The following is a 24,614-nucleotide window of genomic DNA, read 5'->3' as shown; positions in this document are numbered from 1 at the left end:
AAAACGCCCGACACTTCCGCGCCAGACGCTCAAACCCGATAAAAATCTATGCTACATGTTCGCGGTGATAAGTCCGGTGCGAACCTCATCCTCCACCTCAATCATGGTGTAGTTCTTCAGCAATCCATCACGGTCAAAAAACAGGGCCACTTCCTTGGTGGTCACATCCTGTCCGCTGGCAAGCAGATCAACCACAGGAATGAAGTTCTCAACCTTCGCCTGCGTCCGTACATGCCTGTATTTCCAGATCTCATTGCCGCTGTCGGTGAAGTCCGTCGTGTTCGGATCGCCAAGGGCAACGCGCACATCTTCCTTGGTGGTCTTGCCAGTCTCCAGCTGCCCATCCAATCCCTCACGGGTCAAATGGCGAAGACTTTCATTGCCCACAGAAGCGCAGCCGGAAACACCAAGGCCAAGCCCCAGAGCGAGGATAACATGCACAATCCGCAAACTTATGCCCCTTTGCGTTGGTTTGCGTTGGTTTGTGAAAGCCAACGCACTGCGAGGTCTTATCCGATGGGAATAGACCTTCGTTCTCTTAATTGAGCGTGGCCTCATATAAGAGCGCTGTAAACCTGAGATAAGACTCGTGTCATATCTATCAAGGGTAATCTGGAGAGGGAATTAACCGAATAATATCAGCATATTAGAGGGAGTGGCGCTTTGCTGCCGCACCAATGCCGGCAAAACAACCTGCACCCAGCATGTGGAAGATCCCATCACAAACGCGCGAGCATAAAACGGGCATAACACGCCACTCGCCATTTTGCGTTGCTATGTGCAATTTTGCGTTTTTCTGCGTTCCTATGGAAATTGGTAGAGCGGTACCACCCAAACCGACGCCTCCCCCGCAAAAAGGGGAATAAGTGCTCTGAGAAAAAGCCTTGGGCAGCCCATCATTCCCGCTGCCCAAAACCAATCTTATCCCCGCAAGGGCTTACTGGTTCGCGTTAATCAACCCAGTGCGCACTTCGGCTTATCTTTTGTGAATTTAATTGTTGAGCCCGTAGCTAACGCTGAGTTAATATCGCGCATAGGTTGTGTTTATGGGGGCGATCATGGCATTTCAAGTTGAACAAACATGTTGCGTTAGCGACGAAATTCCGTTCGCGGATGTTGTCGCGCCTGATAATGTCATGAACACTCCTGGCATGTTGTCGAGAAAAGAACGGCGCCTGCTCTATTCCTTGGGCAAAAGTGTTTATACAGGCCGTGGGGTTGTCGTAGACGCTGGCAGCTTTATGGGGGCTTCATGTGTTGGTATGGCCCAAGGCATAATGGATAGTCAGAGCGTTGAAAGCTCAAATGTCGGAACAACACAATCTCAGCGAAAGCTGATCTATGGGTATGAGTTGGGTGTTATGCCTGCACCTAGCAACGGGCAAGTGAAACACAAACAGTTCGGTGACGTGAACTACGAGTTCGGAACATCTTTTGTTCATGTATTAAAGGAGAATATCGCCCCCTTTAAACATATGGTGCAAATGAATGTTGGAGATTTACTGGAACAGACATGGCAAGGCGAGCCTATTGAAATCTGCTTCCTTGATGTGTGTAAATCCGTTGAACTGAACCAACATGTAAATAAGCAGTTTTTACCTCACCTGATACCAGGCGTTTCAAGGCTTATTCAGCAGGATTTTTACTTTGACAGGTTGCCTTGGTGCAAGGTCACAATGGGCTACCTTTCTGAATACTTTGAATGGCAAGGCCAGGCTATGTCCTCGGCCATATACAAGCTGATGAAACCAATCCCGGAAGACGTGCTTAACTACGACCCTTTTACGCAAGGGAGTTTGAAAGAGTGCCTACGGTACCATGATATGCACGAGCAAACTTTCCATGACGACAGAGATCGGATGCTACTTGGATTATCAAGAGCCTTCTTAATGGCGCTTAAGGGAGATAAACAAGGCGCGCTTAGTTATTTGAAGGGTGTTAAACGTAGCTACGGAGATTGCTTCGAAGATCCTGTTAGAGGTGAGATGAACGCGATAAGGTATAATCGGACTGTCCAGCAGATTAAGACAGGTTTCATTTTGAATCATTGGGGTGAGTATAAGGTTCAAAATGCACTCCATCTTCCAGACGTCAAATCGATGATGCAAGGTATTTTCGGGAAACGCTTGCATTCGTGAGCGCTCGAATCTGGAGGTATTTTGATCAAGCGGTGGTCGTTGAGTGAAATGCGTTTGGACCTCCCGACCATCAAAGTGTGCGCGCTGAAACCATTAGGAACCCGAGGGTATCTTAGGTAAGTTCAACTCCGATCAGCGCATAAGAAATTACTTCAAGATTGGTCGCCTGTTACTCATTTTCCCAAAAGGCACTCCGGGAGATTGTTTCTTCTCCAATTTCCCCCTCCGCCGTCATCCCGCACAAGCGAAGCGCGATGCGGGACCCAGAGTGGTGAGGCAATGAGGTTGAGTTTGAGAATGCAGCATCACTTTCCACTGAATGCAGTGCGCGCTCAGCTGGGGCCCGCATCAAATGCGGGATGACGTCTGCGGGGGGCTCTCACCTTGTACCTTCCCGCGCTGCTGCTCCAGCGCAACCGCTCGACAGGTGCCCCCAACCAACCTCGCCAAGAGCAGAACTGCCACGGCATTCCCCTCCACCGTCATCCCGCACAAGCGAAGCGCGATGCGGGACCTAGGGTGGTGAGGCAATGAGTTCGCGTTTTGGAGTGCAGCATTGGTTTCCACTGAATGCAGTGAGCGCCCAGCTGGGTCCCGCATCGAGTGCGGGATGACGGCTTGAGGGCTCTCACCTCTCCCCACCTAAACCGTCTCCTCACAGCCACACAACCCTTGCTCGCAAGCCTTGCCCATTGACACCGCATGCATCTGGTTGCATGCTCTTGGGTGAGGCCCAAAACCTCTCCAAACAGCGGTTACCGCTCCCGTTAACTAGCGGATTTTTTGTGCCTTTTTTCCAAAAGTGCGCAAACCCTTTGCTATGAGCGGGAGGGCGGCGAATACAATACTCTCTTCGGAGGGGAATAAGCCCGCCTGTCTGTTTGCAGGTTTTTGGCCTCCCGCTCGCCAGCGAGTTCCAAAAGCTTTCTGTCGTGCGGCCTTCAACACCCTAAACAGAGGGATTGAAAATGGACGACTCCGCATGCGCATGCAGCGCCACAAACACTCTTCAGAATGAAATTGACGAAGTAACCATTGCTGTCTCCGATTTGGAGAACCTCGTTTACATGCAGCAGTTAGTGCTGAGTGAGCGATTAAAACACAGCACGGAACGGGATGCTTTGTTCACTTTGCACTACGCTTTGTGTGACCGCCTTGAAGCACTGAAAAAGACCTGCGGAACATTGGAGCGGGTCGCCTTTCCGCAGCCGATAAGCACAGCAACAGCTTCATGACCCAATCGCTGTAACGGTGCTCGCGGCGCTTTGCGCCCACCTCGCATCACAGCACGCCCCGCTGAGGGCCTCCAACTGCTCGCATGGGGCTGATGAAGCTTATGGGCACGCTGCTGGTCTGCGCTCACCCCGCAGGCCAGTCTCTTGTAAGCTTAAAGCTGAGGCGAATCCCGGTGCAAATCACCGGTTTGCTCTGCCTGAACGTGAAAGTGATTCATGCCAATCAATCTAAAAATATTAGCAGCTATCGCTAATATATAAGTTTATTGTGGAATAAATAGGATGTTTTGAGATGCGGCAACTTGCGCATTGCCCGCCGGTAAAATCCAGAAAACCCTTGGTATTTCAGGGAGGTTGTAAAGGCAAGCACATCGCGTCGCGGTAGCCCTGTCCCCACCAAGCCCCTGTACCTAAGTAGTTTTTCTTTTTGACTTTCAGGCCAATTCGCCCAAACTCCTGAGTGTGTAATAAGTTCAATGATGAATTTACATTGGGGCTGGGAAAATGCGCTGGTATCAGCTGTATTTGAATATCTTGAAAAGAGATAAGCTGCCTTGGCACATCGAAGATGTATCCATGGCCAACAACCTGCACCTCGTCTAACGACCTTTCGCCTGCAGTGGAGTCGCTCCTGCTGCACGGTCGCATGTCAGCTCGCCATCTGCCTCCTATAGTCCGCCAAAGATGCAGAGAGCAGAAGCCAGCCAAACATGCAGCACTCTCCAAAACAAGTAAATATCAGGCACTCACTCTGAAACCACACCCCCTAAGTGGCCGAAGAACTGTGTCTTGATATAAGCAATACAGTCGGCACCTCCGGTTTGCGCTGCAGGTGTGCCCTGTTTGCTTCAGAATAATGGCGTTTGTCTTAATCCTGTCTTCCAAGTGTTGAGCGCATTGGAGCAGAAGAACGGCACCCGCATGCCTGAGACTTGCTGCGGAGACAATATGCAGATCACAGCACAACCAAGATTATGCAGATTAATACTCTGCATAGTCAAGTAATGCGCATGTAACTATCAGCGCCTTGTGTATTGCATAAAGGTATATGTCGCTGTGATCTGTATATAAAAACGATTATTTATTCACATATGGATATTGTTACTTATTGTGATGATCGAATATTTGGATATCTAATAGTTGATGAAGATTGGTGGAGAGAAAAAGATTTCTATTCGTAAGTAAATAAACTTCAGGAAATCACTGTTTTCTTCACTCCCTGAGAATTCGGAAAGATCCGTTCTTTCCGCCCAATTGGTAAAGAAGTAAGTAAGAGGACGTTCTTATGACTAAGTTTATGCCAGAGCCGTTCAAGATTAAATCTGTTGAACCAATGTACTTCATCGACGATGAGCGTCGTGAAAATGCAATTCAGGAAGCTGGCTTCAACACCTTCCTCATCAAGTCTAAAGACTGCTACATCGACTTGCTGACCGACTCCGGCACCTCCGCAATGTCCGACAAGCAGTGGGCAGGCCTGATGGTTGGCGACGAAGCGTACGCTGGCTCCGAAAACTTCTACAACCTCGAAAAAGTTGTAAAAGAATACTTCGGCTTCAAACACCTGATCCCAACTCACCAGGGCCGCGGTGCAGAAAACATCCTGTCTTCTCTGACCATTAAAGAAGGCGACTACGTACCAGGCAACATGTACTTCACCACCACACGTTTCCACCAGGAGCGTAACGGTGCGAAGTTCGTAGACGTTATCTGCGACGAAGCTCACGATCCGGATCTGGCAGATGTACCGTTCAAAGGTAACGTTTCCATCGAAAAACTGCAGAAACTGATCGACGAAGTCGGTGGCGACAAGATCCCTTACATCTGTCTTGCAGTAACCGTGAACCTCGCAGGTGGTCAGCCAGTTTCCATGGCGAACATCAAAGAAGTATCCGAACTCTGCCACAAGCACGGCATCAAAGTGATGTACGATGCAACCCGTTGTGTAGAAAACGCATACTTCATCAAAGAGCGTGAAGCTGGCTTCGAAGACAAATCCATCAAGGAAATCCTCTTCGAAATGTTCTCCTACGGCGACGGCTGCACCATGTCCGGCAAAAAAGACTGCCTGACAAACAACGGTGGCTTCCTGTGTGTGAACGACGACGAACTGTTTGCTGAAGCAAAAGGCATGGTTGTTCAGTTCGAAGGTATGCCTTCCTACGGTGGTCTCGCAGGCCGCGACATGGAAGCAATGGCAATCGGCATCAAAGAGTCCTGTGAGTTCGACTACATCTCACACCGCGTAAACCAGATCCGTTATCTGGGTGAGCGTCTGGACGCAGCTGGCGTGCCAATGGTTAAGCCTTACGGCGGTCACGCAATCTTCCTCGATGCACGCGCATTCCTGCCGCATCTGGAACAGGACAAGTTCCCTGCACAGGCACTGGCAGCTGCGATCTACCGCACCTCCGGCGTGCGCACCATGGAACGCGGTATCGTTTCTGCAGGCCGTAACATCGAGACCGGTGATCACCACCGTCCAAAACTCGAAACCGTTCGTCTGACAATCCCACGCCGCGTATACACCTACGCTCACATGGACTACGTCGCAGACGCAATCATCGAGCTCTACAAAAACCGCGAAAGCATCAAAGGTCTGGAATTCACATTCGAGCCTAAGGTACTGCGCTTCTTCACTGGCCGTTTCGCAGAAGTTTAAGCGATAAGCTATTGAAGTGACTAGAAATAGTCATAGAGTAAACTGCATTGGAGGAGAGCCTGAGTGCTCTCCTCTGTTGTTATCAAAGCACAAGATTTACCCATCGTAAGCCTATGTGCGCTTTTCGGGAAAGCTCTGCCGCGGGGCATATTCAATTCGGCAGATGGTTTCTCTCTTGGTCACGGCAAAACGCCGGAGTTGGGAGGCTCACTATGACCATCGCTTCTGAGCAGGTTCCGACTGCAGAGACAGTTGAACCGCAAACTACCAAAAAAAGTCAGGGCACGATCCTGGGCGCCAGTGTGATCGCTGCTGGCACCGCCGTCGGCGCGGGCATGTTCTCGCTGCCAGTAGCCAACAGTGGTGTATGGTTCACCGTCTGTCTGGTTCTGATGATCGTCGTTGGTTACATCATGCACACCGCATCGTTGTACATCATGGAAGTCACGCTGCACTTCCCTGAAGGCTCCAACTACGACAGCCTTGCAAAGGGCACCATTGGCAACTTTGGCCGCATCGTAAACGGCCTCTCCGTTGCCTTCCTGTGCTATGTTCTGACCTACGCCTACATCTCAGGCGGCAGCTCAATCATCACTTACTCGCTGTCCATCTTCGGTGACGTGAACATGTCATCCGGGGTCGCGAGTTTGATCTTCGCAGTCGTGCTTCTGTCGATTGTGATGATGGGGACCAAAGCGGTTGACCGCGTGAACACCGTTCTCATCGGCGGTATGATCATCACCTTCATGATCAGCCTGAGCTCACTGATCGGCAACTCCTCAACAGCCAACCTGTTCCCGGAGATCTCTCTTGGTGATCGCATGCCATATGCGTTCTACACCATCTCCTTCCTGGTCGCGAGTTTCGGTCTTCAGATCACCGTACCAACTGTAACCAACTATCTGGGTCTGGATGCGAAGCGCACCAGCAAGGCGCTGCTGATCGCAATCTTCCTTGCAGGCTTCTTCTACTTCCTCTGGATGTTCGCAGTATTTGGAAACATCTCCCGTGATGACTTCCCTGCAATCATGCAGAAGGCGGTAACATTCGGTAACATCATCGGTGCTCTGAGCGAGTCTGGCATCAGTGCCAACATCTCTGTCATCCTGCAGATCTTCGGCAACATGGCTGTTGCAACATCCTTCTTAGGTGTGTCCCTCAGCCTGTATGACTACATCTCTGACTTGTTCAAGTTCGACACAGCGACCGTTGCCGGTAAAGCAAAGACAGTCGGCATCGCCTTCGTCCCAACCATCATCCTTGCAATCCTGTTCCCGCATGGGTTCATCGCTGCAATCGGTTATGCGGGCGTGGTTCTGGTGATCTTCTCGCTGCTGGCTCCAATCGTCATGGTGCGCATCTGCCGTGAGCGGAACCCGAACATGTACCAGGTCCCAGGCGGTAACGCCCGTCAGGCAATGGTCTTCGGCTTCGGTATCCTGGTGTTCATCATCACGGCGTTCGAGCTGACCGGTAACCTGCCGATCTTCGGCTAAGCGTCTGGCTGAGAAGCCGAAATGCTTTTCAGATAAAGACACGCAGAAGCAAAAAACTAGAGCAGTTCAATCGATCTAATGGGAACCGAACTGCTTTAGGCGCTCTGAAAAGATCGCAAGAAACACGACTTTTAGTCGGGGCAAATTTTGATTGCGGGTTTCTGCCAAAGCTCCCGCAATCATTCAGCTGGCCCTTTGCTGCCAGCTGCAGACTTGCCGCAGCTCTTCCCGGCTGCGGCAAGTTTTCTGCCGTTCCGGCCCAAAACAAAACACCCCAAACCCGCTGGGAGGCAGGTTTGGGGTGATTGCTGGTTGTAAAAGCAATCCAGAGGAAGTGTGTCTTGCTAAACGTCCTTGCTCCATACAGGTGGAGCTGGGATCTCTTTAACGCTTCAAAACGTACTGTGTTTTTTGAGGAGCTGATCCTGAGCTTGCCCAGCAGGTCTTGTTGACTTTAACAAGCCTCGCGGTTTCTCCTCCCGACTGCGATTTGAGAACAAGCTCTTTTCCATCCAGATTCCATGAGGCGGCTTTGCTTTTGCTCAATGCACAGCCTGACTTGGTATTGATCGCATGCTTGGTTTTATCCTGCGGATCGGATGTCATCTCCAATGGGCATGATTTTTTGGCATTCAAATCAATAAGTGTCCAACCACCCAAGAGGTCTTTTGTGCTTGGAGCAGAGGCTTCATTGGCGATGAACTTTACCACTGATGCGAGGGCTTTAACTGAATCGGTGGAGATGTACACGTTGGCTTGAGAAGAATAACTAAGTTCTTTTGTGGTGTTATCAGCCGAGCACAGTTCGAGCTTCGGTTCCTCTTTCACAGAGTTCTTCGATGATGTTTGGCATCCTGCCAGTGCAATCAATAATCCAGAAAAAGCAACGAAATGTGTAAGTACGCCTAAGCAAGTGAAAACCCTCAATAAATATCAAACGTGAGGATTTTAGATCAATAAATGTATATTGCAATCATAAGTTGATTAAATTGCTGAAATGCACCTGATGCATCTAGCCGATGGATCGAATACTAATGTGCTTTGCCTCGGGAACTTTTCTCACCCCCAACGAAACTCAGACACCACACCAACTACAAAACTCAGGGCCTGTACAGACTGCCTTGCATCAGTGGTTGAAGGGCTTTCAGTTCTTCTGCCAGAAAGTCGACAAACCGCCGGACTCTGACAGTTCGTCTCAAGTCAGAATGCAGCAAAATCCATAGGTAATAGGCAAGTTGAGGCTCGGTTCCCGGCACTTGCTCGAGCTCTGGATACACATTGGCAAAATAGACCGGCATGTTTGACATGCCACAGCCTTGGCGGACCATGCTGAGCAGCATGAGACCGTCTCCAGAGGAGTGACGGAGCGAGGCATAGGGGAAGGGAGATTGGCTTACCCACAGGTGAGCTGCCCGGTCCAGTCCACCCAATCCAGTTCAGCCCAGACCCACCTGTGCCAGCATCTGGCATATTGGCTTTGAGGTACTCCTTGCTTGCAAAGGTTCCAATCGCCATCGGGTAGAGCTTGCGGGCAATGGTATCCTCATCAATCTCATAGGCGACCCGCAGTGAAATGTCTGTTTCAGACCGGCTTATGCTTTCCTGCGTATCTGTCAGGCGTAGTTCCACGTTGATTTCAGGGTAGGTACTCGAGAACTTGGCAATGATCGGTGCAATGACATCGTGCGCTAAAACGGGTGGAAGTGAGAACCTGATGGTTCCAGCCTCTGTTTTGTCTAGCCCCTCCACCCGGTGGCGAGCAGTCGTGATGAGTTTTTCAATTTCTTCTGCGACCGGCAGCAACTCTTCGCCTGCATCCGTCACTTCAAAGCCACGACTGGTGCGCGTAAAGAGTTGAACTCCATAACTCGCCTCCAGAGATTTGATGCTCCGATCGACCGTAACATGATTTGCATTGAGTAAGTCTGCCCCCGCCCGCAAACTACCTGCACGCGCAACCGCCAGAAAGTATGGCAACATTTCCCAATCCACCAACGCCACTGCACCTAGCTCCCTGTATCACTGGTGAAACACTTAGTTTCAAAATAGGTGATTTTTCGTTTCAGAAAAAGAACATAGTTTTTCTTCAGATGACAAAAGGAGCTTAGATATGGAACGTCGCACATTTATCAAATCCGCAGCCGCTGCTTTTACAATGGCTTTGCTGACCCCAACCACGCTACTGGCGAGTGATGGTGCCGGCCCCAGCAAAAAACACATGAACGTATTGGGAGAGCCGCTCGCTTACGTGGAGCAAGGAGAGGGACGGCCCGTCGTGTTTTTGCATGGCAACCCATCCTCTTCATTCGTGTGGCGCAATATTATCCCTCACGTTGCCAAAACCAATCGTGCCATTGCACCAGATTTGATGGGCATGGGAGACAGCGGCAAACCAAGCATGGAAGAAACCTACAAAGAATCTTCGCAATACCTGTTTCGTTTTCTGGACAATCTTGAGCTGGAGAATGCCGTCCTCGTCGTGCATGACTGGGGATCTGGTCTCGGTTTTGAGTATGCCCGCACACGTCCGGAGAAGATATCCGGCGTCGTCTTTATGGAAGCCATGACGCCGCCGTTTATTCCTTATCCCAGTTATGAGGCAATGGGCGGCTTTGCTGACTTCATGCGCGCTGTAAGAACGCCGGGTGTTGGCGAGGACATGATCATGGAGCAGAACATGCTGCTGGATCAGTTTATGCGACATGGAAGCCCAAATGGAGCCATTTCTGAAGCGGTTATGGCTGAGTACAATAGATATTACCCGAACACACAGTCTCGAAAAATTCTTCTGGATTGGATCCGGGAGATCCCGATTGCCGGAAGCCCAGCCTATGTTTCGCAAGTTGCCGAAGCAAACAACGCCTGGCTTTTAGAAAGTGACCTGCCAAAGCTGATGCTGCATGTATCTCCGGGAGCGATTATTTCTATGGAACAGGCCAAGACACTGCAAAAGTCACTCACGAACTTGGAAAGTGTGTATCTGGGGCCAGGTGGGCACTTCGTGCAGGAAGATTACCCTGAGGAGATTGGCCGGGCCATTTCTGACTGGATACAGAAGTTGTAGCCGCCGCGCGCTAGCCCTCTTTAAGCAATCTCACTTCATTTCTGTGCACGGGCTAACTTGATCGCAGGAAGCTTGACTTCCAGTTCCCACCAACAAAACCAACCTGAAGAGTTCTGCTTTAAACAGTGCTCTTCAGGTGAGCGGGAGCAGGGGGTAAGCCCACCACCCCTTCCTCAACAAATATAACCCCCTATATTTCAAGCAGAAATCGCGGGTCGTCTTTATGTTGGGATTCATGTTTCCATCATACAACTGTCTCACCCGCTTCTCAGTGTACCTTCAGTGTCACGTCTGTGTCTGATCCCTCCGACTATCCTGAATGCAGATGTGCCAGCTAGTGATGCCCGGAATGACCCAAGAGCAATAAGCGGCATCGTGAAGGTGGGTGAGGGGCGTCGGATTGATTGACGATCACACCTGACGAAGCACGCATTCTGCCACTCAGCGACATGACAGCACTGCAACTTCGCCTGCATCTGGGAACCTCTGAGTATGAGCCTGTGAGGCGGCAGTGGTTCTATCCATAAAGGAGAGTACACATGCCGCTGAAACCCCTTTCCAGATTAGCTACTCTGGGGCTCTTAATCACGTTCTCCATGCTCACCAGCAGCTTAGCCCAGACTGAGACCAGTGCGGACGCGAGCACCGACCCAAGCCTGTTCAAGGAGTGCCCGGTATCGCAGGATGCCCCCAATGCCTTCGCACTATGCGCCACCGCCAAATGTTGGACGGTCGACACCGTGGCCTACTGCAAGTGCGATGCTCTGAATGAACAGAGCATTTCTCTGCCGTTTCACTATGAAGAGAATGGCGAGAAGAAGGACGTCTGCGATCTGTTGAAGGCTGGCATCGACAACGGCTTCACCGTGAGCACCTACGCCACCCCGCGCCAGATGGAAACTGACTATGATCCTGAAAGCGAAAAGCTGGGCGAACCTATGGCAATGTACACCTGCCCCAATAGTGAGGATGCCCCCGCTGGCTACTCAGCGCAATGTGATGGCGGCTTCTGCTTCAACAGCACGCAAGGCAAGGATTTTCCGGGGATCGGACCGGTAAAGGACGATGAGATCATCTGCTCTTGCCCGGCAGTGCCTAGCCCCAAGGCTGGCTTTCAGATTGCTGGCCCGTGGTTATGCGCCCCCGGTGACAGCAATAGCGATGGCACCTGCTGCGATAGCTCGTTCCACGACAAACTCTGCTCGGTCAAATCCGTCAATTCCACGGGAACGGAACTGATGGTTGGCGCACCACTGGGCGTGGCCAAGATCCTCTCGAAAAAACTGGATGGCAAAGAACCGGCCATCAACCGCTGCGTCTTCAAATAAGCAGCAGGCACATCGGAGTGAGCTCGATCAGCATTCACCCAACACCACGATGATGTTGTCGAGCTCCTCCCACATGAAGCCCTCAACTGCGTTGGTGGCAGGGTCATAGCCGTGATAATAACACCCCGGTGCTTGCCTTATCGCCGCTTCTGCCAGCGACAGTCTTTCTTTCATCGACAGGCGCGGGGAGGCAATGGGCGCATGGCTCTTCGGATCAACTTCAGTGAATGTGACTGACATCAGACTCCACTCAGACCCAAGCTGCTCTTCCAATGCTGAGGCTTTTTGCCAGACAACCTGTATGTTTTCGATAACAACAGAGCGTGGTTGAGAGGCACTGACAACATTCTCAGCAACACTGGTCGCACTGGCATCAGATACTGCAGTCGTCTGGTCTTCACCGTTGCAAGCAGCCAGCAACAAACAAACGACCAACACGCAGTGCTTCAAAAACATACTCAAACCGTCCAGCTCACATCACTCAATTAAAGAACACTCAGCCACAATAGATCCCAAACCTTTGAGAAGGCTGGCAAAACCCCATCTCCCTGCCTCAGCCGCTCCACCCAGTCAACGAACCTGCGATAGAAGGCACAGGTTTTCCGATGTTGCTCTCTTGTCGTCGCTGGCCTTCCTGAGACTTCCACCTACTGATCACGCTTAGAAATCAGCTCGCGGGCGCGGTTGATGTACTCGGTGTTTTCGTGGGCTGGCACGGTCGGGTCATAATGCTCCGCCAACTCTCTGAGAACTTGCTTGTCCTCTTTCACGAAGTCCTGCGCCATCTCCTCGGCCTTGTCCTTGGGAATGCCCAGCTCTTCCCAGGCAGACCGGCCCGCCCGGACGGCGCTGTCAAAGGTATCGCGGATGATGTGATGGGCGCCGGCTGCGTAAAGCTCGTAGACGTGATGCCGGTTGACTGCCCGCGCCACAATGCGCACCTTCGGATGATGCTTGCGCACGTGGCGCACCAACTCCGTGGCAGCCTCCCGCTGGTCAATTGCAACGATAAACAAACGGGCCTCGGCAATCCCCGCCGCAAGCAGCAAGTCAGGCCGCGTTGCATCGCCAAAGAACACACGAAGGCCATAGGTTCGCAGCATCTCCAGCTGAGCGGAGGAGTAATCCAGAACCGTTGTCTTATAGCCAGCTGTCCGCATCATGTTATTGATGACACCGCCAAACCGACCATGTCCGGCAATAATGATCGGCCTCTTCTCGGCAATCTCATCGACAGGTAACTCATCTTTGGAGGCCAACCGCGGCTGGATCACCTGCGAATACACGATGAACAGCGCTGGCGTCAGAACCATCGACATGGCAACCACCAGCAACAGCTGATCAGCAATCGCCTGCGGCAGAACATGATTGGCCACTGTGAAGGAAATCAGCACAAAGCCAAACTCACCTGCTTGCGCCATGCTGAGGCCAAACAACCACTTGGCACTGCCCTTAAGCCGAAACAGATGCGCCAGCACCAAAAGCACGAAGAGCTTGATTGCGATGAGGCCGATCGTGAGCAGCAGCGTGACACCCAGATTAGCCAGCAGCAGCTCAAAGTTGATGGCCGCACCCACCGTGATGAAAAACAGCCCAAGCAACAAACCGCGGAACGGGTCGATATCGCTCTCCAGCTCATGCCGATACTCACTGTTTGCAAGCACAACACCGGCCAGAAACGTACCCAGTGCCGGAGAGAGCCCGACCAATGTCATCAGCAAGGCGATGCCGATCACGAACAGCAGAGCCGTCGCTACAAAAACTTCCCGCAGGTTCGCCATGGCAACATAACGAAAGATGGGTCGGGTGAGATAAAAACCGCCTGCAATAACAACGGCAATCGCAGCAATCGTAACCAGCGCCGCCTGCCAGCCTTGCAAATCCTCCACCAGACTTAAACTGCCACCTTCTTCAGCGCCTGAATGCGCACCATGGCTAGCGATGTCTCCCGCAACACCAGCAAGCTCCGGCAGAGCGAGCAATGGCAGAAGTGCAAGGATTGGAATGACGGCAATGTCCTGAAACAGCAGCACGGAAAAGCTGGCTTGCCCACCGTCTGACCGCAACAAGCCTTTCTCGCTCAATGTTTGCAGCACGATGGCGGTTGAGGACAGCGAAAGCAGTACACCAGCCGCCAAGGCAACATTCCAGGAGAGGCCCAGTAACATGGCCGCGCCCATAACCAGCACAGTGGTTAGGCCAACCTGCAAACCGCCAAGCCCAAGCAACCGCTGACGCATGGACCAGAGCATCTTGGGCTCCAATTCCAGCCCAACCAGAAACAGCATCATCACCACGCCAAACTCGGCAAAGTGCTGAACCCCAACCACATCCACATTCAGGCCTGACAGGATCGGGCTTATGGCGACACCGGCAATCAGATAACCCAGCACAGACCCAAGGCCGAAACGCGAAGCAATCGGCACAGAGATGACGCCCGCAACCAGAAAGACAAAGGCAAGAATAAGAAAGTCGGTCACGGTCAATACCCTCTGTAGCCGTGGCAGGTGTGTGGTCGAAGGCGCAAACCCGGTTGGAGCCGTCCCTCCATCCGGATCAACAAAGAGCCGATAGCTCAAACTTTGCGCTGAAGTTCAGCACACTTCGACCACTGGATCATGCTTAAGTTTTTATAGGCATGAGCCAAATAAACAAGGTCTCCACTGAAACGCCCGTCGCGATGACGCTCTCATTGTGTCGCGTAGGCCCGGTAAGCAAAAAAGCCGCCATCAGCGTGGAGGCTGACGACGGCATACAACGACGAGTGAGCTCGTCGTAGGGAGGGAGATTACCTCCTTCGCGGACTAAACAAGTTCTTTATCTGTGACAGAGCTTCTCTCAAATATCTCATTCAGATGAGTGCTCAACCGCTCAAAATCCTGCTCATTCTCTGGGTTTTTAAGCACGTCATAGCAAGCAAATGTCGGCAAACCTGTCATGCCAAAGAAGCGGAAGTTCATGTGTTGAGGGAAAAACAGATCGTCTACAGACTTGCCCTGAAACAGATACTCTGAAGGGTCGTTAAATGCCTCACTTGGAGCGTTGAACGTAAGGGAGAGCATATAGGTCTTACCCGTCAACGTGCCGCCGTTGCCGTAGTTCTTTTTAGGCGCTTCACTGGTGCGGCCATCATTGTTGCAAAACGCGCCTGCTGTACCTGCAGTGTAAACCTCATCCATGTAGCGCTTGGCACTCCACGGAATACCCATCCAGTTCACCGGGATTTGTAAAATGACCGTATCAGCCCATTGATGGTTCGCCACTTCGGTCTCAACGGCAAACTCACCGGAGGTCGCCACAGTGCGCACGGCATGGCCCATAGCTTCAAGCTGCACCGTCATGAGCTCAACCAGCGTCTGGCTCAACTTGCCCTCGGAAAAGGCGTAGTATTGGTGGCAGTTCAAGATGAGGATGTTCATTGGTATCTCCTAGGTCGTGTCCTGTGCGAGACGCCGGATGTGCCTGGGAGGACTGGCGACCGCGTTGGGCCAAATATTGTGGCTTCAACGATTTTGGGGAATGCCGTATCTAGCCAATTTGTTGCTGGATTCTGCCTTCTCGCCGAGGATGGCTGTCTCTGCCGACAAGTTTGTTGCACTATACTGGCAACAACGAGAATTGGACGTACCGAATGACCACCCTGCGCCAACCTATGAATGACCTCATAGATCATTTTCATATGGGGATGATAACGCGATTGCTGAAACCTCTTTGCCCGGAGTGCGCGTGTTTCACAGCACGGTGCCATTGCCACGGGAGCCATTGGTTTACGGCAGCAGTATCATCATCATCGGGCAAGGCAGGAAGTCTCTCTATCTGGGTGATCTGAGCTTCCAGTATGATGAAAACAACTATCTGGTCGTTGGTCTGCCGTTGGCCTTTGAATGTTCAACAGAGGCAAGCCCGGAAAATCCCCTCACAGGCCTGATCGTGGATCTGGATACTTCACTCCTTCTTGAGCTTATCAATAAAGTCGATGACCCTGTTGTCTCCAATACCACCACGAAACTGGGTGCGGAGCCGGTGGCCATGAGCGATCATATGCAGGACGTTGTCGGGCGCTGACGGCCTGTTTGCTCTCACCGGTTGATACCTCTGTGCTGGGAGCAGGGTTGGTGCGTGAGCTGCATTATCGTGCTCTCAATGATCGCCACGGCAGCGTCCTGAGAATGCTGAGCAATCAGGGCAATCCAAGCGCGCGCATTGCCCGTGTTCTCCAAAAACTGAGCGGTAATCTGGCAGGCAAGTACTCCGTGGATCAGCTCGCCAAAGAAATTGGAATGAGCTCCTCAGCCTTCTATCGTGCCTTTCGCAGCACAACAGGCGAAACGCCGGTTCAGTACCTGAAGAAGTTACGCCTGAACCACGCCCGCAGCCTGATCCTGTATGAAGGCAAGCGCGCCAACGAGGCTGCAACGCTGGTTGGGTATGAAAGCCTTTCGCAGTTCAGCCGAGACTTCAAAGTGCATTTTGGAACGACAACGGCAAAAGCTCGGGAAAGCATTGCTCGTTAGGAGGTTTCTGCCTCAGCAGTGCTCTCAAATCCCCAAAACCGCATGGCATCAGGCCGATCTGTTGCAGCACCTGCTCAAAATGAGGCAGGTCGACATGGCGGTGCAGGACCTTAGCGACGCCTGCCGGAGTCTCGTCATCGGAGAAGTTGTGAAGCCTGCGCAGCGCCTTGGCATCCGCCACCCAATCCTCCATGGTGCCAAACTCCGGGTTAAAGTCATCACGGCTCCAGCCAGACGTGAAGATCGCACGCAGCACGACAGGCAAGGTATCGGCAAAGGCCAGCACTTGCTCTGCTGTCAAGCGGTTCCTAAAGGCCAGTAAAGTGGCCTGTACGCAGGTGTAGGTGCGGTTGCGTGTCACCAGATCCATCGATTCCATGGCGTCCAGAAGGAAGGCTTCGTATTGTTGTGATGCGAGTTGATATTCCTGAGGCATGGGCATGAAAGTACCTCCGAAAAAATATGGGCGGTCAGCTGATGCATGAGCTTAACCCACGTTTTCGCGCTGCAAAAGCTTTCGATTTCCGAATGCAATCTAAATCGATTTAACTTAGGTATTCTACGTATATGTACTATGGTGCTGAGTAAAGGCAGGTGAAACACTAGAAGAAATAGAGATAAGAATAATAAAAGAAATAATTATACTAATTTGTGCATCGCAGAATGAAATGCAAAAAGAATATCCGTTGTGACCATGAGTAAATTTCACATTAGTCAAATTATAAATTCGTATTGACATAGGTCAATTTGCTATCTACGCTTTGATTGTCATTGAGGTGGAGGGACTATGACTTTCGGCTTGGCATTATTCATTTGTGTATTCTTAGCAATCCTTGGGATGGTTGTGGTTTCTGAGTTTGCTTCACGTAACAAACCGGCTGATAGCGTAATCGCTGGAATGGATGCGGACATCAGCAAAGAATGACAGTGACATCCAGCCGGATGTGTGGGTTGTAGGTTTCTAAGGACGGAAGGGGGCCTGCAACAACCCGCAATGACAGGCGGCTAGAGCTAGGGTATAGGGGGACTCTAGCTCTGCCGCCTTTTTCATGTCTGCACTTAGAACGGGCGGAAGAACGCGCCAAGCAGGGCAGCGATCAGCACCAGTTCCACGATCAGAGGTGGAATGACCTCTTTCACAAAACCATCAGCCATCAAGCCAACCACACGGCCCACAGCCACAACACCCAGCAAAATCGCAACAGCAACGTAAGCCTGAGGCTGTGCCGTCACAAAGCCAGTGATCAGCAGCGCCACGCTGGCCAGAAACAGCCCGCCAATGACGGAGCGAATGGTGCTCAGCCCCGCCACACCAATCGGCTCAAGCGCAAAGTTCTTGGTCATGCGGGAAGGGGCAAACATTGAAACGGTGCCCAGGCCAAGCAGCATAAGTGTTGGGGCGCCAACCATAATTTGATATGCAAGTTCCATTGTATCTCTCCATTTAAAAGGATTGGGCGTATCTCCGGGGAATGGAAACGGGGTCTCGCAGATACGCGTAGTAAGAAGGAAAGCAGGCAAGCTGCTTCAGGTCATGAGACCAGTTGGTGGACAGCCTGATTGGCGTTGTCCTGAAAACTGTGGTTGCCAAGATCAGCAAAAAGAGTGCTTTGATCGACGAGCTTGCCAACAGCGCCTTCGCCAGCACTGGCGTAAAAAACACCGCTCTTGAATTTTGGGTCCAGAATGCCGTCCACGTAACGCTTCGCGCCATCTTCAACGCCATGCATCATGCCCAGCAGTGGCATCAAAAAACCGCCTACATGCTTGAAGAACAGCCTTTTCAGGAAAGGCATATCGTCAAACCCGTTAGTGCCCGTGGTGCCGCCCGGGCTCATGGTCACAAAGCGAACATGCGGGTGCTGCCGTGCCATGGATGACATCCAGAGCGCACCCATGAGTTTCACGCTTGCATAGGCATCCATCGGGTCGCTCTTTTCAGTAAACGTACGCCCGTCTGCCATGGCGCAGAACTCGTCCACGGACGCGTCTTTCAGCGCTGGGCGGGTAACACCCATCTTCGGAATACCGCGTGCAGCTTCTGAGCCTGCATAAAGCACGGTAGACGTGATCAGCTGACGCTCCAGCATCTCATCCACCAGCACCACATGCCCCAACATGTTCACGGCGTAAATGTTGGTCACACCATATGCGGTCATGTCATTGGGAGACCGACCTCCCACACCGCCAGCATTCAGAACCAGCGCATCGACTGGTGCAGTCATCTGGCTGATAGCGTGACGCACGGAGGCGGGGTCCATCACATCCATGAGGATGATCTCAAAGATCTCGCGCTTTGCCTCAGCTTCAAGCGCTGCTTTAGCAGCCTGTGCTTTGGCCTCATTGCGGCAGGCGAGGTAGATTTTTTCGATAGTGCTGACCTTTGCGAGCTGCCGAGCCGCCTCACGGCCCAACCCTGCATTCGCACCGGTAATTAAAACGGATTTGATCGGAGACATCGCTGCGTTTCCTGCTGTTCATTTGTTCATGCAGAAAATCTAGTCTGGTTGAATTTTGAAGTGTAGATGGGTAAAACTGGACGCTATGTTCCAAATTTGAACCGCAGGAATCGCTCGGAACCATGCAGGAAAACTATTCATTGAATTGGGATGATCTGAAGTATTTTCTTGCTGTGGCCCGCAGTGGCACCATCCGTGGAGGCGCAACTCTTATCCGTGTCAACCACACAACACTTGCCCGCAGGCTGGAGGTGCTGGAAGAGCGTGTTGGCAGCCGCCTGTTCGATCGCTCCAAAACCGGACTGGTGTTGACGGAACTAGGCGAAGCTCTGTTGCCTTATGCCGAGCGTGTGGAAGATGAGATGGCCACCGCCTCCCGCATCATCGTCGGGCGCGATGCCAAGCCGCAAGGCACCATCCATGTGACCATGCCCCACGGTCTGGCCATGACGTCCATCATGGATGATCTGGTGCTGTTTGCCGAGAAGTACCCGGACATCGACCTCAACCTAAACTTCACCAACAACGTGGCGGACTTGACACGGCGCGAAGCTGACGTTGGCTTCCGGATTGCTGACGAAGTCACGCAGGATGTGGTGGGCCGCAAGCTGGTTCAGATGTCTCAGGCCGCCTACTGCACACGAGAGTACGCTGAGCGGATCAAGGACAATAGTGGTGAGGGGCTGAACTTCATCGGCTGGCATGAGGCCGAAGGGGAAACCACCGCACCGTGGATCCTGAACGGCTGCTACCCCAAAGCAAAGCTCAAGCACAGAGTCTCAGAACTGGTGCCACTCATCTCACTGGCTGCGGCAGGTCTGGGTATGGCTTATCTGGCCTGCAATCTGGGCGACAGACATCCGACACTGATCCGAGCCCCGTTCCAGAAGCCAATGCCTTACCGCAGCATCTGGCTGCTCCTCCACCGCGACCTGCGCAACACCGCCCGCGTTCGCCTCTTCGTAGACTTCGTCGCCGAACGCATCACCGCCCGCCGCAACGAGTTCTGGGTTGCCGGTACGAAAACCGGCAGCTGATCGCAGAGCTCAGGTCTATACAAAGCCCTCAGAAGTCTTCCATTTCCCGCGAATGAACTCATGAAACCTTCTCTTAAAAGCGCGGGATATATTTTACCTTTCAGCTTTACCTATACGTTAATATATGATCCTATGCGGCTATCTGCAGAGTATCTCCAAAAAGTGCCTGATGGTATTCGGATAAAGATACGCAAAAACAAGAGCTAAAGCAGATCAAGTGTTTGAACTTAAAGATGAACTGTTTTAGCGATGAGTGTTTAAGGCAATGAAGCAACTGGAAGACATGATGGCCGAAAGTGAGCAGCGCGTGGAAACAGTAAAAATTCCAAGTGAAGGCGCCACACTGACTGGCAAAGCCTACTGGCCGAAGGGGGATCCCAAGTCCTCTGTCATCATCCACGGCGCCACCGGCGTGCCGCAGCTGTTTTATGCCCGGTTCGCCCGCTGGGTTGCCGAACAAGGCCACCTGTGCCTGACCTACGATTACCGGGATTTCGGCGCATCCAAGCAAACTCATCCACGCAACTCCTCCGCCACCATGGCAGACTGGGGCCTGCGCGATCAGCAGGCCGCGTTTGACGCCCTGCTGAAGCTGGCGGACACACCGCAAAAGCATGTTATCGGCCACTCCCTCGGCGGCTTCATGCTGCCCTTCCATTCCAATCTGGATAAAGTCGACAAGGTCACCACTGTGGCCTGCGGGCAGGTCTACTGGCGTGATCACCACCTGCCATACTTCTTCATGGTCATCCTGTTCTGGTACCTGCTGGGCCCAATCGCAACGCGCCTGAAAGGCTATTTGCCAGGTAAAGCCCTCGGCCTTGGGGCTGATGTGCCCGCCGGCGTTTACTGGCAGTGGCGCAAGTGGTGTACGTCCCCCACATTCTATTCCAGCGATATCGGCGGGGTTCTCCCGCAAATGAACCCAAACCCTTACAAAGGCCCGATCAAAATCATCGGCTTCACGGATGATGAAACGGCACCCAAAGCCTCCATCGATCGCATGGAGCCGCTCTACAAAGATGCGCAGATCATCCGCCAGACCCTTAATCCGGCAGATTTTGAGCTGAAGGAAGTTGGCCACCTGAAAGCCTTCACCAAGCAGAATGAAGCGCTATGGCCGGAAATTCTGGAGGTTTCCTGAGGCCTATCCGCCCGTTAACAGAGAGCAAATGAAAAACACCAGAGCTGAAGGCCGCACCTAACCGGCCTTTAGCCCCAATCTGCTCTACTGGCGAAAAAGCGGGTAACGCCATGCTTCTTCGTCTAATCAAAGTTTTGATTGCCCTTTCTTTCGGCGCGTTTGCCGCATGGTCTGTTTCAATAACTATCAGGATGCCCCGGCAAATCTGGCATATATTGAAACCGTCATTTCCATGGTAGACACCTTCCCAACCAGCCCCAAGTTCCGCGCCGTCTTCCCATTGGATACAGCCCCCACATTCCTGATCATCATTTTGGCAATCGAGGGCTTCATCGCTTTTCTTCTGATCCTCGGGAGCCTGCGCATGCTCACCAACATCCATAAGCCAGCTGCCGCGTTCAACCGCTCCAAGTCCGTTGTTTCCTTCGGCTTTTGCGTCGCGATCCTGCTGTGGTTCGTGGTCTTCGTTGTTGGTGCAGGAGAGTGGTTTCTGGCCTGGCAATCGCCAATAGGCCGCGGGGCCATTGAGACTTCCTATAACATCAGCATCATCGCATTCCTTGGCCTCATCTTCGTAAATCAGAGAGACGAGGAGACCGGTTAGGAACCGCTAAAATACCCCTCAGATTCACCCTATGAGATGTAACCTGAGACTATCCAGCTGAGGCAATTGAAGGACTGCTTTTGCCTAGGAATTGTTCCACGTTTGAAACACAGAGCACTTGTGTTGACGAGGAACAGACATGGATACCAGCTTCGGGAGGAATGTATTTTCAGGTCAACCAGCCGCTTCCAACCGGAAGCCGCACGGGTCCATTCCCGCTCGCTTTCTGGACAATGACTACCTGATTGGCCTCGGCCTTGCCCTTCAGAAGAAGAGGGGAGACGAGTACCTGACAGGTAGTGGCAACACCGTTCAACGTAAAATCGGCAACCAACCGCAACGGGTCACACTCCAATACACCAACCGCTCGTTCTACTTCTCTTCCATCTGCGATGGCGTCATCCATGTGTTCGATTACCTACCACAGGATGAGCGCATGGCGCACTTCAATGAGTACGCCCACGTCGGCAAACGCTTCGCCACCATCAAGAAACCGCAGATCTGCGAAGTGCATCGCATCATTGAAGAAACCAACGCCACAAACGCCATCGACCTGCTGCTGGCGGACTACCCCGGCAACCTGACCATGCTGCACCCGCTGAAAACCAACAAATGGTTCAACAAGGATCGCATAGAATGGTATGCCCGTCAGGGAGGACGCCACTATCGCATTGAAACCTCAAACACCGGCGCAGCCCTGCATCAATGGGCTGACAATCAAATCCTCCTGCGCCTCACACCAGAGCAAATAGCCCTCCACTCCCAAATCCGCCTGCACCGCAAAGATGAAGAGAACTAACTTTTCGCAGTCACTGCTCGGAAGTAATCTGGTGAAATTGATTAGAGAAAACTCCCGGGCATCTTTGGGTGCTCCAAATATGAGTGCGAAATTTTGCTGAATGATCTTTTTTACTTCGCCATTGTTGCGGTCTTTATCGTCATAGCTTTCAAAGCCTTTAAACACTCAGGAAGACGCGATCGCTCCAGTGCAGATGGCGGATCTGGCTTCTTTGATGGAGATAGTGGCGACAGTGGTGGAGGTGATGGCGGCGGCGAGTAGAACCTTAGTAAGTAAGAGCTCCCCGTTATCGTGACCCTACACAACTGAAAGGTCTCCCTTGCACTACCTGCTTTGGCTCATTCCAATCGGTATCGTCGCTGCCGTGATTTACGATGTTCGTCGTGGCCGTAGAACTCGTAAACCGTTGTCCTACCATTCTCCTCATCGCGAAGAACCAGGCAATCTGGGAGATGTTCATGGTAATGAGCTGTCCCGTCGTCACGGCAACTATCAACGTCAGCAAGTATCGGAGCACAAAGAATGGCTTCGTGAGATGGAAAAGAAGCGTCAGGAAATGGAAGATAAAGAATCAGGTCGCCCACCAAAAGAAAAGTGGCAATAATCATGTAATCAGCATATCAGGCTTCCAAACTAAGCTTGATTAAAGCCCAACTTACCCCAGATGGGGAGTGTTTAACGATAAACTGATCAGTAATTCTCAATTTCACCTCGCAGTTCTATCGTTAAAAACTGTAGCTGCCTAAGCTGCATGCTACGCAAAACCACTATTCAAATTTTGAGAGTGGTTATTATGACAATCAAATCGATCCTCTGTTTTTCTGTTGTGACACTGCTGGCACTGCCAGCCTCAGCAAGCGATTTTCTGCAAGGCACTTATGTTGGGTTTGCCGGTGGTCTGGTGCCAAATGCAAAGGAAGACGTGAGTGCTCCCGGGCTAAAGTCATCCCTTGAGAGAAAGCTTGGTTTCAACGCCAGCCTGAATGCAGGCAAACGCCTGAATGAGTACTTCAGAGTCCAGGCTGATGTTGGTTATCTACGTTCTGGCTTTGATAAAATGGACGGTGAGAAAGTTAAGAAGGGCAGCTTTTCGGCAGTCCATGCATCCGCATCCGTTTACTTTGACTATAGCCTCTCTAAGAGCTTTACACCGTTTATCGGAATTGGCGCAGGCTTGGCGTCATTTGATATGGGCAAAGTCACCATTGACAACGCGCATTGGGGGTATCTATCGGAGACCTACGAAGTTCAGGAGAGTGTAACGCCGTTTTTGAAGCTGAATGCCGGGGCTGCCTACAAGTTGACGGATAATCTGTCAGTGGTCGGTGAATACAACTTCATGCAGTCAGCTGACTTTGAGTTTAGTGCAAAAAATGCACCCGCTGGAAGTCCAGATATTACAATAAGTTTCCAAAGCCACATGGCTCAGGTTGGCTTGCGTTATAACTTCTGAGCTTAGCTTGGGAGAACAAAAAAGGGAGCTCCAAAGCTCCCTTTAAAACCTGCAGTGAGTAACGGGCAAAGCCCCTCAGGACTTCTTCACGAACTCAGTCAGAATAACAATGCGCTGATCGTTGACGCGGCCTTCAATGTGAGCAGCGTTATCTGGAACAAGGGTGATGTTGCGAACGGCTGTGCCACGCTTGGCTGTAAAGCCTGCCCCTTTAACCTTCAGGTCTTTGATGAGGGTGACCGTATCACCAGCTGAAAGCACTGCACCGTGCGTGTCCTTGTGGACGACAGTGTCTTCATCCTCTGCAGCCTCCTGCCGGACTGTGCCCATTCCAGCGTCTCTTCATCCAGATACAGAGTATCCAGCAGATCACGTGCCCAGGCTTCACCGGAAAGCTTGTTCAACAGACGCCATGCAGTCACCTGAACAGCAGGCTCTGTGCTCCAGGCGCTTTCGTTCAGGCAGCGCCAATGGTTGACATCTAGCTCCGCAGTACCGCCCATTTGTGCGGAGCAAGTGCTGCAGACCAAAATGGATTTCTCCGCGCTGTCATCGCTTTCTGGGCCAACTGCAACAGCAGCAAGATCCTCTGTCGCACCGCAAAGCTCGCATTTGTTATCCGCGCGGCTGCGCAGGTCATTCTCAAGTGACATGGCTATCTGCCTTTAGATCTTTGATTTG

General features: G+C 51.9%; 29 protein-coding genes and 1 pseudogene. 18 read left to right on the top strand and 12 right to left on the bottom strand.

Translation table 11 applies throughout. The annotated features are described in order from the left end of the window. Positions 1–51: 51 nt before the first annotated feature. The gene (locus JCM12308_RS15610; RefSeq protein ID WP_037038278.1) at positions 52–441 is read right to left on the bottom strand and encodes an SEN1984 family lipoprotein; all 390 of its coding nucleotides are present in this window, start codon (positions 439–441) and stop codon (positions 52–54) included. Between the two features lie 617 nt (positions 442–1,058). Between JCM12308_RS15610 and JCM12308_RS15605 the strand changes: the two genes are divergently transcribed. The 5 genes from JCM12308_RS15605 to JCM12308_RS15575 all read left to right on the top strand — a co-directional run bounded on the left by JCM12308_RS15605 (position 1,059) and on the right by JCM12308_RS15575 (position 7,531). Next, entirely contained in the window at positions 1,059–2,138 is a 1,080-nt protein-coding gene (locus tag JCM12308_RS15605) for a hypothetical protein (protein ID WP_054784370.1), read from the top strand. 968 nt (positions 2,139–3,106) lie between these two features. Further along, complete coding sequence (locus JCM12308_RS15585) at positions 3,107–3,373, top strand: hypothetical protein (protein WP_054784366.1); 267 nt, start codon at positions 3,107–3,109, stop codon at positions 3,371–3,373. A gap of 83 nt (positions 3,374–3,456) precedes the next feature. Continuing rightward, positions 3,457–3,627, top strand: coding sequence for a hypothetical protein (locus tag JCM12308_RS28350; RefSeq protein WP_164845326.1), 171 nt, complete (start codon positions 3,457–3,459; stop codon positions 3,625–3,627). 1,031 nt (positions 3,628–4,658) lie between these two features. Beyond that, positions 4,659–6,035, top strand: a complete 1,377-nt coding sequence (locus tag JCM12308_RS15580; RefSeq protein ID WP_054784365.1) for a tyrosine phenol-lyase — start codon at positions 4,659–4,661, stop codon at positions 6,033–6,035. A gap of 212 nt (positions 6,036–6,247) precedes the next feature. After that, the gene (locus JCM12308_RS15575) at positions 6,248–7,531 is read left to right on the top strand and encodes an amino acid permease (RefSeq protein WP_054784364.1); all 1,284 of its coding nucleotides are present in this window, start codon (positions 6,248–6,250) and stop codon (positions 7,529–7,531) included. A gap of 384 nt (positions 7,532–7,915) precedes the next feature. Here JCM12308_RS15575 and JCM12308_RS15570 read toward each other — a convergent pair whose 3' ends face one another. From JCM12308_RS15570 to JCM12308_RS33035, 3 genes and pseudogenes are all read right to left on the bottom strand, one after another. After that, the gene (locus tag JCM12308_RS15570) at positions 7,916–8,359 is read right to left on the bottom strand and encodes an AprI/Inh family metalloprotease inhibitor (protein WP_054784363.1); all 444 of its coding nucleotides are present in this window, start codon (positions 8,357–8,359) and stop codon (positions 7,916–7,918) included. A 272-nt stretch (positions 8,360–8,631) separates the two neighbouring features. After that, positions 8,632–8,871, bottom strand: a complete 240-nt coding sequence (locus tag JCM12308_RS33040; RefSeq protein WP_373282372.1) for a LysR substrate-binding domain-containing protein — start codon at positions 8,869–8,871, stop codon at positions 8,632–8,634. A 184-nt stretch (positions 8,872–9,055) separates the two neighbouring features. Continuing rightward, positions 9,056–9,511, bottom strand: a pseudogene (locus tag JCM12308_RS33035) (LysR family transcriptional regulator); the annotation flags it as partial. A gap of 130 nt (positions 9,512–9,641) precedes the next feature. Between JCM12308_RS33035 and JCM12308_RS15560 the strand changes: the two are divergent. From JCM12308_RS15560 to JCM12308_RS15555, 3 genes are all read left to right on the top strand, one after another. Then, positions 9,642–10,595 carry a haloalkane dehalogenase gene (locus tag JCM12308_RS15560; protein WP_054784361.1) on the top strand — a complete coding sequence of 318 codons (954 nt, stop codon included), beginning with the start codon at positions 9,642–9,644 and terminating at the stop codon, positions 10,593–10,595. 404 nt (positions 10,596–10,999) lie between these two features. After that, positions 11,000–11,122 (top strand): hypothetical protein, encoded by a 123-nt coding sequence (locus JCM12308_RS32360; RefSeq protein ID WP_280138386.1) that lies wholly within the window; start codon positions 11,000–11,002, stop codon positions 11,120–11,122. A gap of 12 nt (positions 11,123–11,134) precedes the next feature. Continuing rightward, a complete protein-coding gene (locus JCM12308_RS15555; RefSeq protein ID WP_054784360.1) occupies positions 11,135–11,923 on the top strand; it encodes a hypothetical protein in 789 nt (262 codons plus the stop codon). A 27-nt stretch (positions 11,924–11,950) separates the two neighbouring features. Here JCM12308_RS15555 and JCM12308_RS15550 read toward each other — a convergent pair whose 3' ends face one another. The 3 genes from JCM12308_RS15550 to JCM12308_RS15540 all read right to left on the bottom strand — a co-directional run bounded on the left by JCM12308_RS15550 (position 11,951) and on the right by JCM12308_RS15540 (position 15,342). Then, the gene (locus JCM12308_RS15550; RefSeq protein WP_244271915.1) at positions 11,951–12,361 is read right to left on the bottom strand and encodes a hypothetical protein; all 411 of its coding nucleotides are present in this window, start codon (positions 12,359–12,361) and stop codon (positions 11,951–11,953) included. 209 nt (positions 12,362–12,570) lie between these two features. Then, on the bottom strand, positions 12,571–14,403 hold the full coding sequence (locus JCM12308_RS15545; RefSeq protein ID WP_054784388.1) for a cation:proton antiporter domain-containing protein: 1,833 nt from the start codon (positions 14,401–14,403) through the stop codon (positions 12,571–12,573). A gap of 324 nt (positions 14,404–14,727) precedes the next feature. After that, entirely contained in the window at positions 14,728–15,342 is a 615-nt protein-coding gene (locus tag JCM12308_RS15540) for an NAD(P)H-dependent oxidoreductase (RefSeq protein ID WP_054784358.1), read from the bottom strand. A gap of 307 nt (positions 15,343–15,649) precedes the next feature. Here JCM12308_RS15540 and JCM12308_RS30090 point away from each other — a divergent pair, with 307 nt between their 5' ends. Further along, positions 15,650–15,988, top strand: a complete 339-nt coding sequence (locus tag JCM12308_RS30090; protein WP_208978620.1) for an AraC family transcriptional regulator — start codon at positions 15,650–15,652, stop codon at positions 15,986–15,988. A 50-nt stretch (positions 15,989–16,038) separates the two neighbouring features. Next, positions 16,039–16,437 (top strand): helix-turn-helix domain-containing protein, encoded by a 399-nt coding sequence (locus JCM12308_RS30085; protein WP_208978619.1) that lies wholly within the window; start codon positions 16,039–16,041, stop codon positions 16,435–16,437. Here JCM12308_RS30085 and JCM12308_RS15530 read toward each other — a convergent pair. Then, positions 16,382–16,879 (bottom strand): DUF2267 domain-containing protein, encoded by a 498-nt coding sequence (locus tag JCM12308_RS15530; protein WP_208978618.1) that lies wholly within the window; start codon positions 16,877–16,879, stop codon positions 16,382–16,384. The genes JCM12308_RS30085 and JCM12308_RS15530 overlap by 56 nt on opposite strands. Before the next feature lie 345 nt (positions 16,880–17,224). Here JCM12308_RS15530 and JCM12308_RS28345 point away from each other — a divergent pair, with 345 nt between their 5' ends. Next, on the top strand, positions 17,225–17,362 hold the full coding sequence (locus JCM12308_RS28345) for a hypothetical protein (RefSeq protein ID WP_008553042.1): 138 nt from the start codon (positions 17,225–17,227) through the stop codon (positions 17,360–17,362). Between the two features lie 134 nt (positions 17,363–17,496). Here JCM12308_RS28345 and JCM12308_RS15525 read toward each other — a convergent pair whose 3' ends face one another. Both JCM12308_RS15525 and JCM12308_RS15520 read right to left on the bottom strand, forming a co-directional pair. Continuing rightward, the gene (locus tag JCM12308_RS15525) at positions 17,497–17,868 is read right to left on the bottom strand and encodes a DUF4345 family protein (protein WP_054784357.1); all 372 of its coding nucleotides are present in this window, start codon (positions 17,866–17,868) and stop codon (positions 17,497–17,499) included. Positions 17,869–17,969: 101 nt separating this feature from the next. Beyond that, positions 17,970–18,896, bottom strand: a complete 927-nt coding sequence (locus tag JCM12308_RS15520; RefSeq protein WP_054784356.1) for an SDR family NAD(P)-dependent oxidoreductase — start codon at positions 18,894–18,896, stop codon at positions 17,970–17,972. A gap of 122 nt (positions 18,897–19,018) precedes the next feature. Between JCM12308_RS15520 and JCM12308_RS15515 the strand changes: the two genes are divergently transcribed. From JCM12308_RS15515 to JCM12308_RS15490, 7 genes are all read left to right on the top strand, one after another. Continuing rightward, on the top strand, positions 19,019–19,933 hold the full coding sequence (locus tag JCM12308_RS15515; RefSeq protein ID WP_054784355.1) for a LysR family transcriptional regulator: 915 nt from the start codon (positions 19,019–19,021) through the stop codon (positions 19,931–19,933). 253 nt (positions 19,934–20,186) lie between these two features. After that, complete coding sequence (locus tag JCM12308_RS15510) at positions 20,187–21,077, top strand: alpha/beta hydrolase family protein (RefSeq protein ID WP_208978617.1); 891 nt, start codon at positions 20,187–20,189, stop codon at positions 21,075–21,077. 166 nt (positions 21,078–21,243) lie between these two features. Continuing rightward, entirely contained in the window at positions 21,244–21,681 is a 438-nt protein-coding gene (locus JCM12308_RS15505) for a DUF2165 family protein (RefSeq protein ID WP_208978616.1), read from the top strand. Between the two features lie 139 nt (positions 21,682–21,820). After that, a complete protein-coding gene (locus tag JCM12308_RS15500) occupies positions 21,821–22,480 on the top strand; it encodes a hypothetical protein (protein WP_054784353.1) in 660 nt (219 codons plus the stop codon). A 93-nt stretch (positions 22,481–22,573) separates the two neighbouring features. Next, positions 22,574–22,741: a hypothetical protein gene (locus JCM12308_RS28340; RefSeq protein WP_164845325.1), complete on the top strand. Its 168-nt coding sequence runs from the start codon at positions 22,574–22,576 to the stop codon at positions 22,739–22,741. 58 nt (positions 22,742–22,799) lie between these two features. Beyond that, the gene (locus JCM12308_RS15495) at positions 22,800–23,084 is read left to right on the top strand and encodes a hypothetical protein (RefSeq protein ID WP_054784352.1); all 285 of its coding nucleotides are present in this window, start codon (positions 22,800–22,802) and stop codon (positions 23,082–23,084) included. A 189-nt stretch (positions 23,085–23,273) separates the two neighbouring features. Next, positions 23,274–23,933 carry an outer membrane protein gene (locus tag JCM12308_RS15490; protein WP_054784351.1) on the top strand — a complete coding sequence of 220 codons (660 nt, stop codon included), beginning with the start codon at positions 23,274–23,276 and terminating at the stop codon, positions 23,931–23,933. Positions 23,934–24,008: 75 nt separating this feature from the next. On the opposite strand, the gene JCM12308_RS30080 is transcribed toward JCM12308_RS15490, so the two are convergent. Then, positions 24,009–24,194, bottom strand: coding sequence for an alkylphosphonate utilization protein (locus JCM12308_RS30080; RefSeq protein ID WP_244271914.1), 186 nt, complete (start codon positions 24,192–24,194; stop codon positions 24,009–24,011). Further along, complete coding sequence (locus tag JCM12308_RS15485) at positions 24,152–24,586, bottom strand: hypothetical protein (RefSeq protein ID WP_208978626.1); 435 nt, start codon at positions 24,584–24,586, stop codon at positions 24,152–24,154. The genes JCM12308_RS30080 and JCM12308_RS15485 overlap by 43 nt, the downstream gene beginning before the upstream one ends. Positions 24,587–24,614: the final 28 nt, after the last annotated feature.

The sequence above is a fragment of the Pseudovibrio denitrificans JCM 12308 genome (genome assembly GCF_001310815.1).
Lineage (GTDB): Bacteria > Pseudomonadota > Alphaproteobacteria > Rhizobiales > Stappiaceae > Pseudovibrio > Pseudovibrio denitrificans.
The sequence above is the reverse complement of the archived record's forward strand: the minus strand, read 5'-3'. Positions and strand labels throughout refer to the sequence as shown.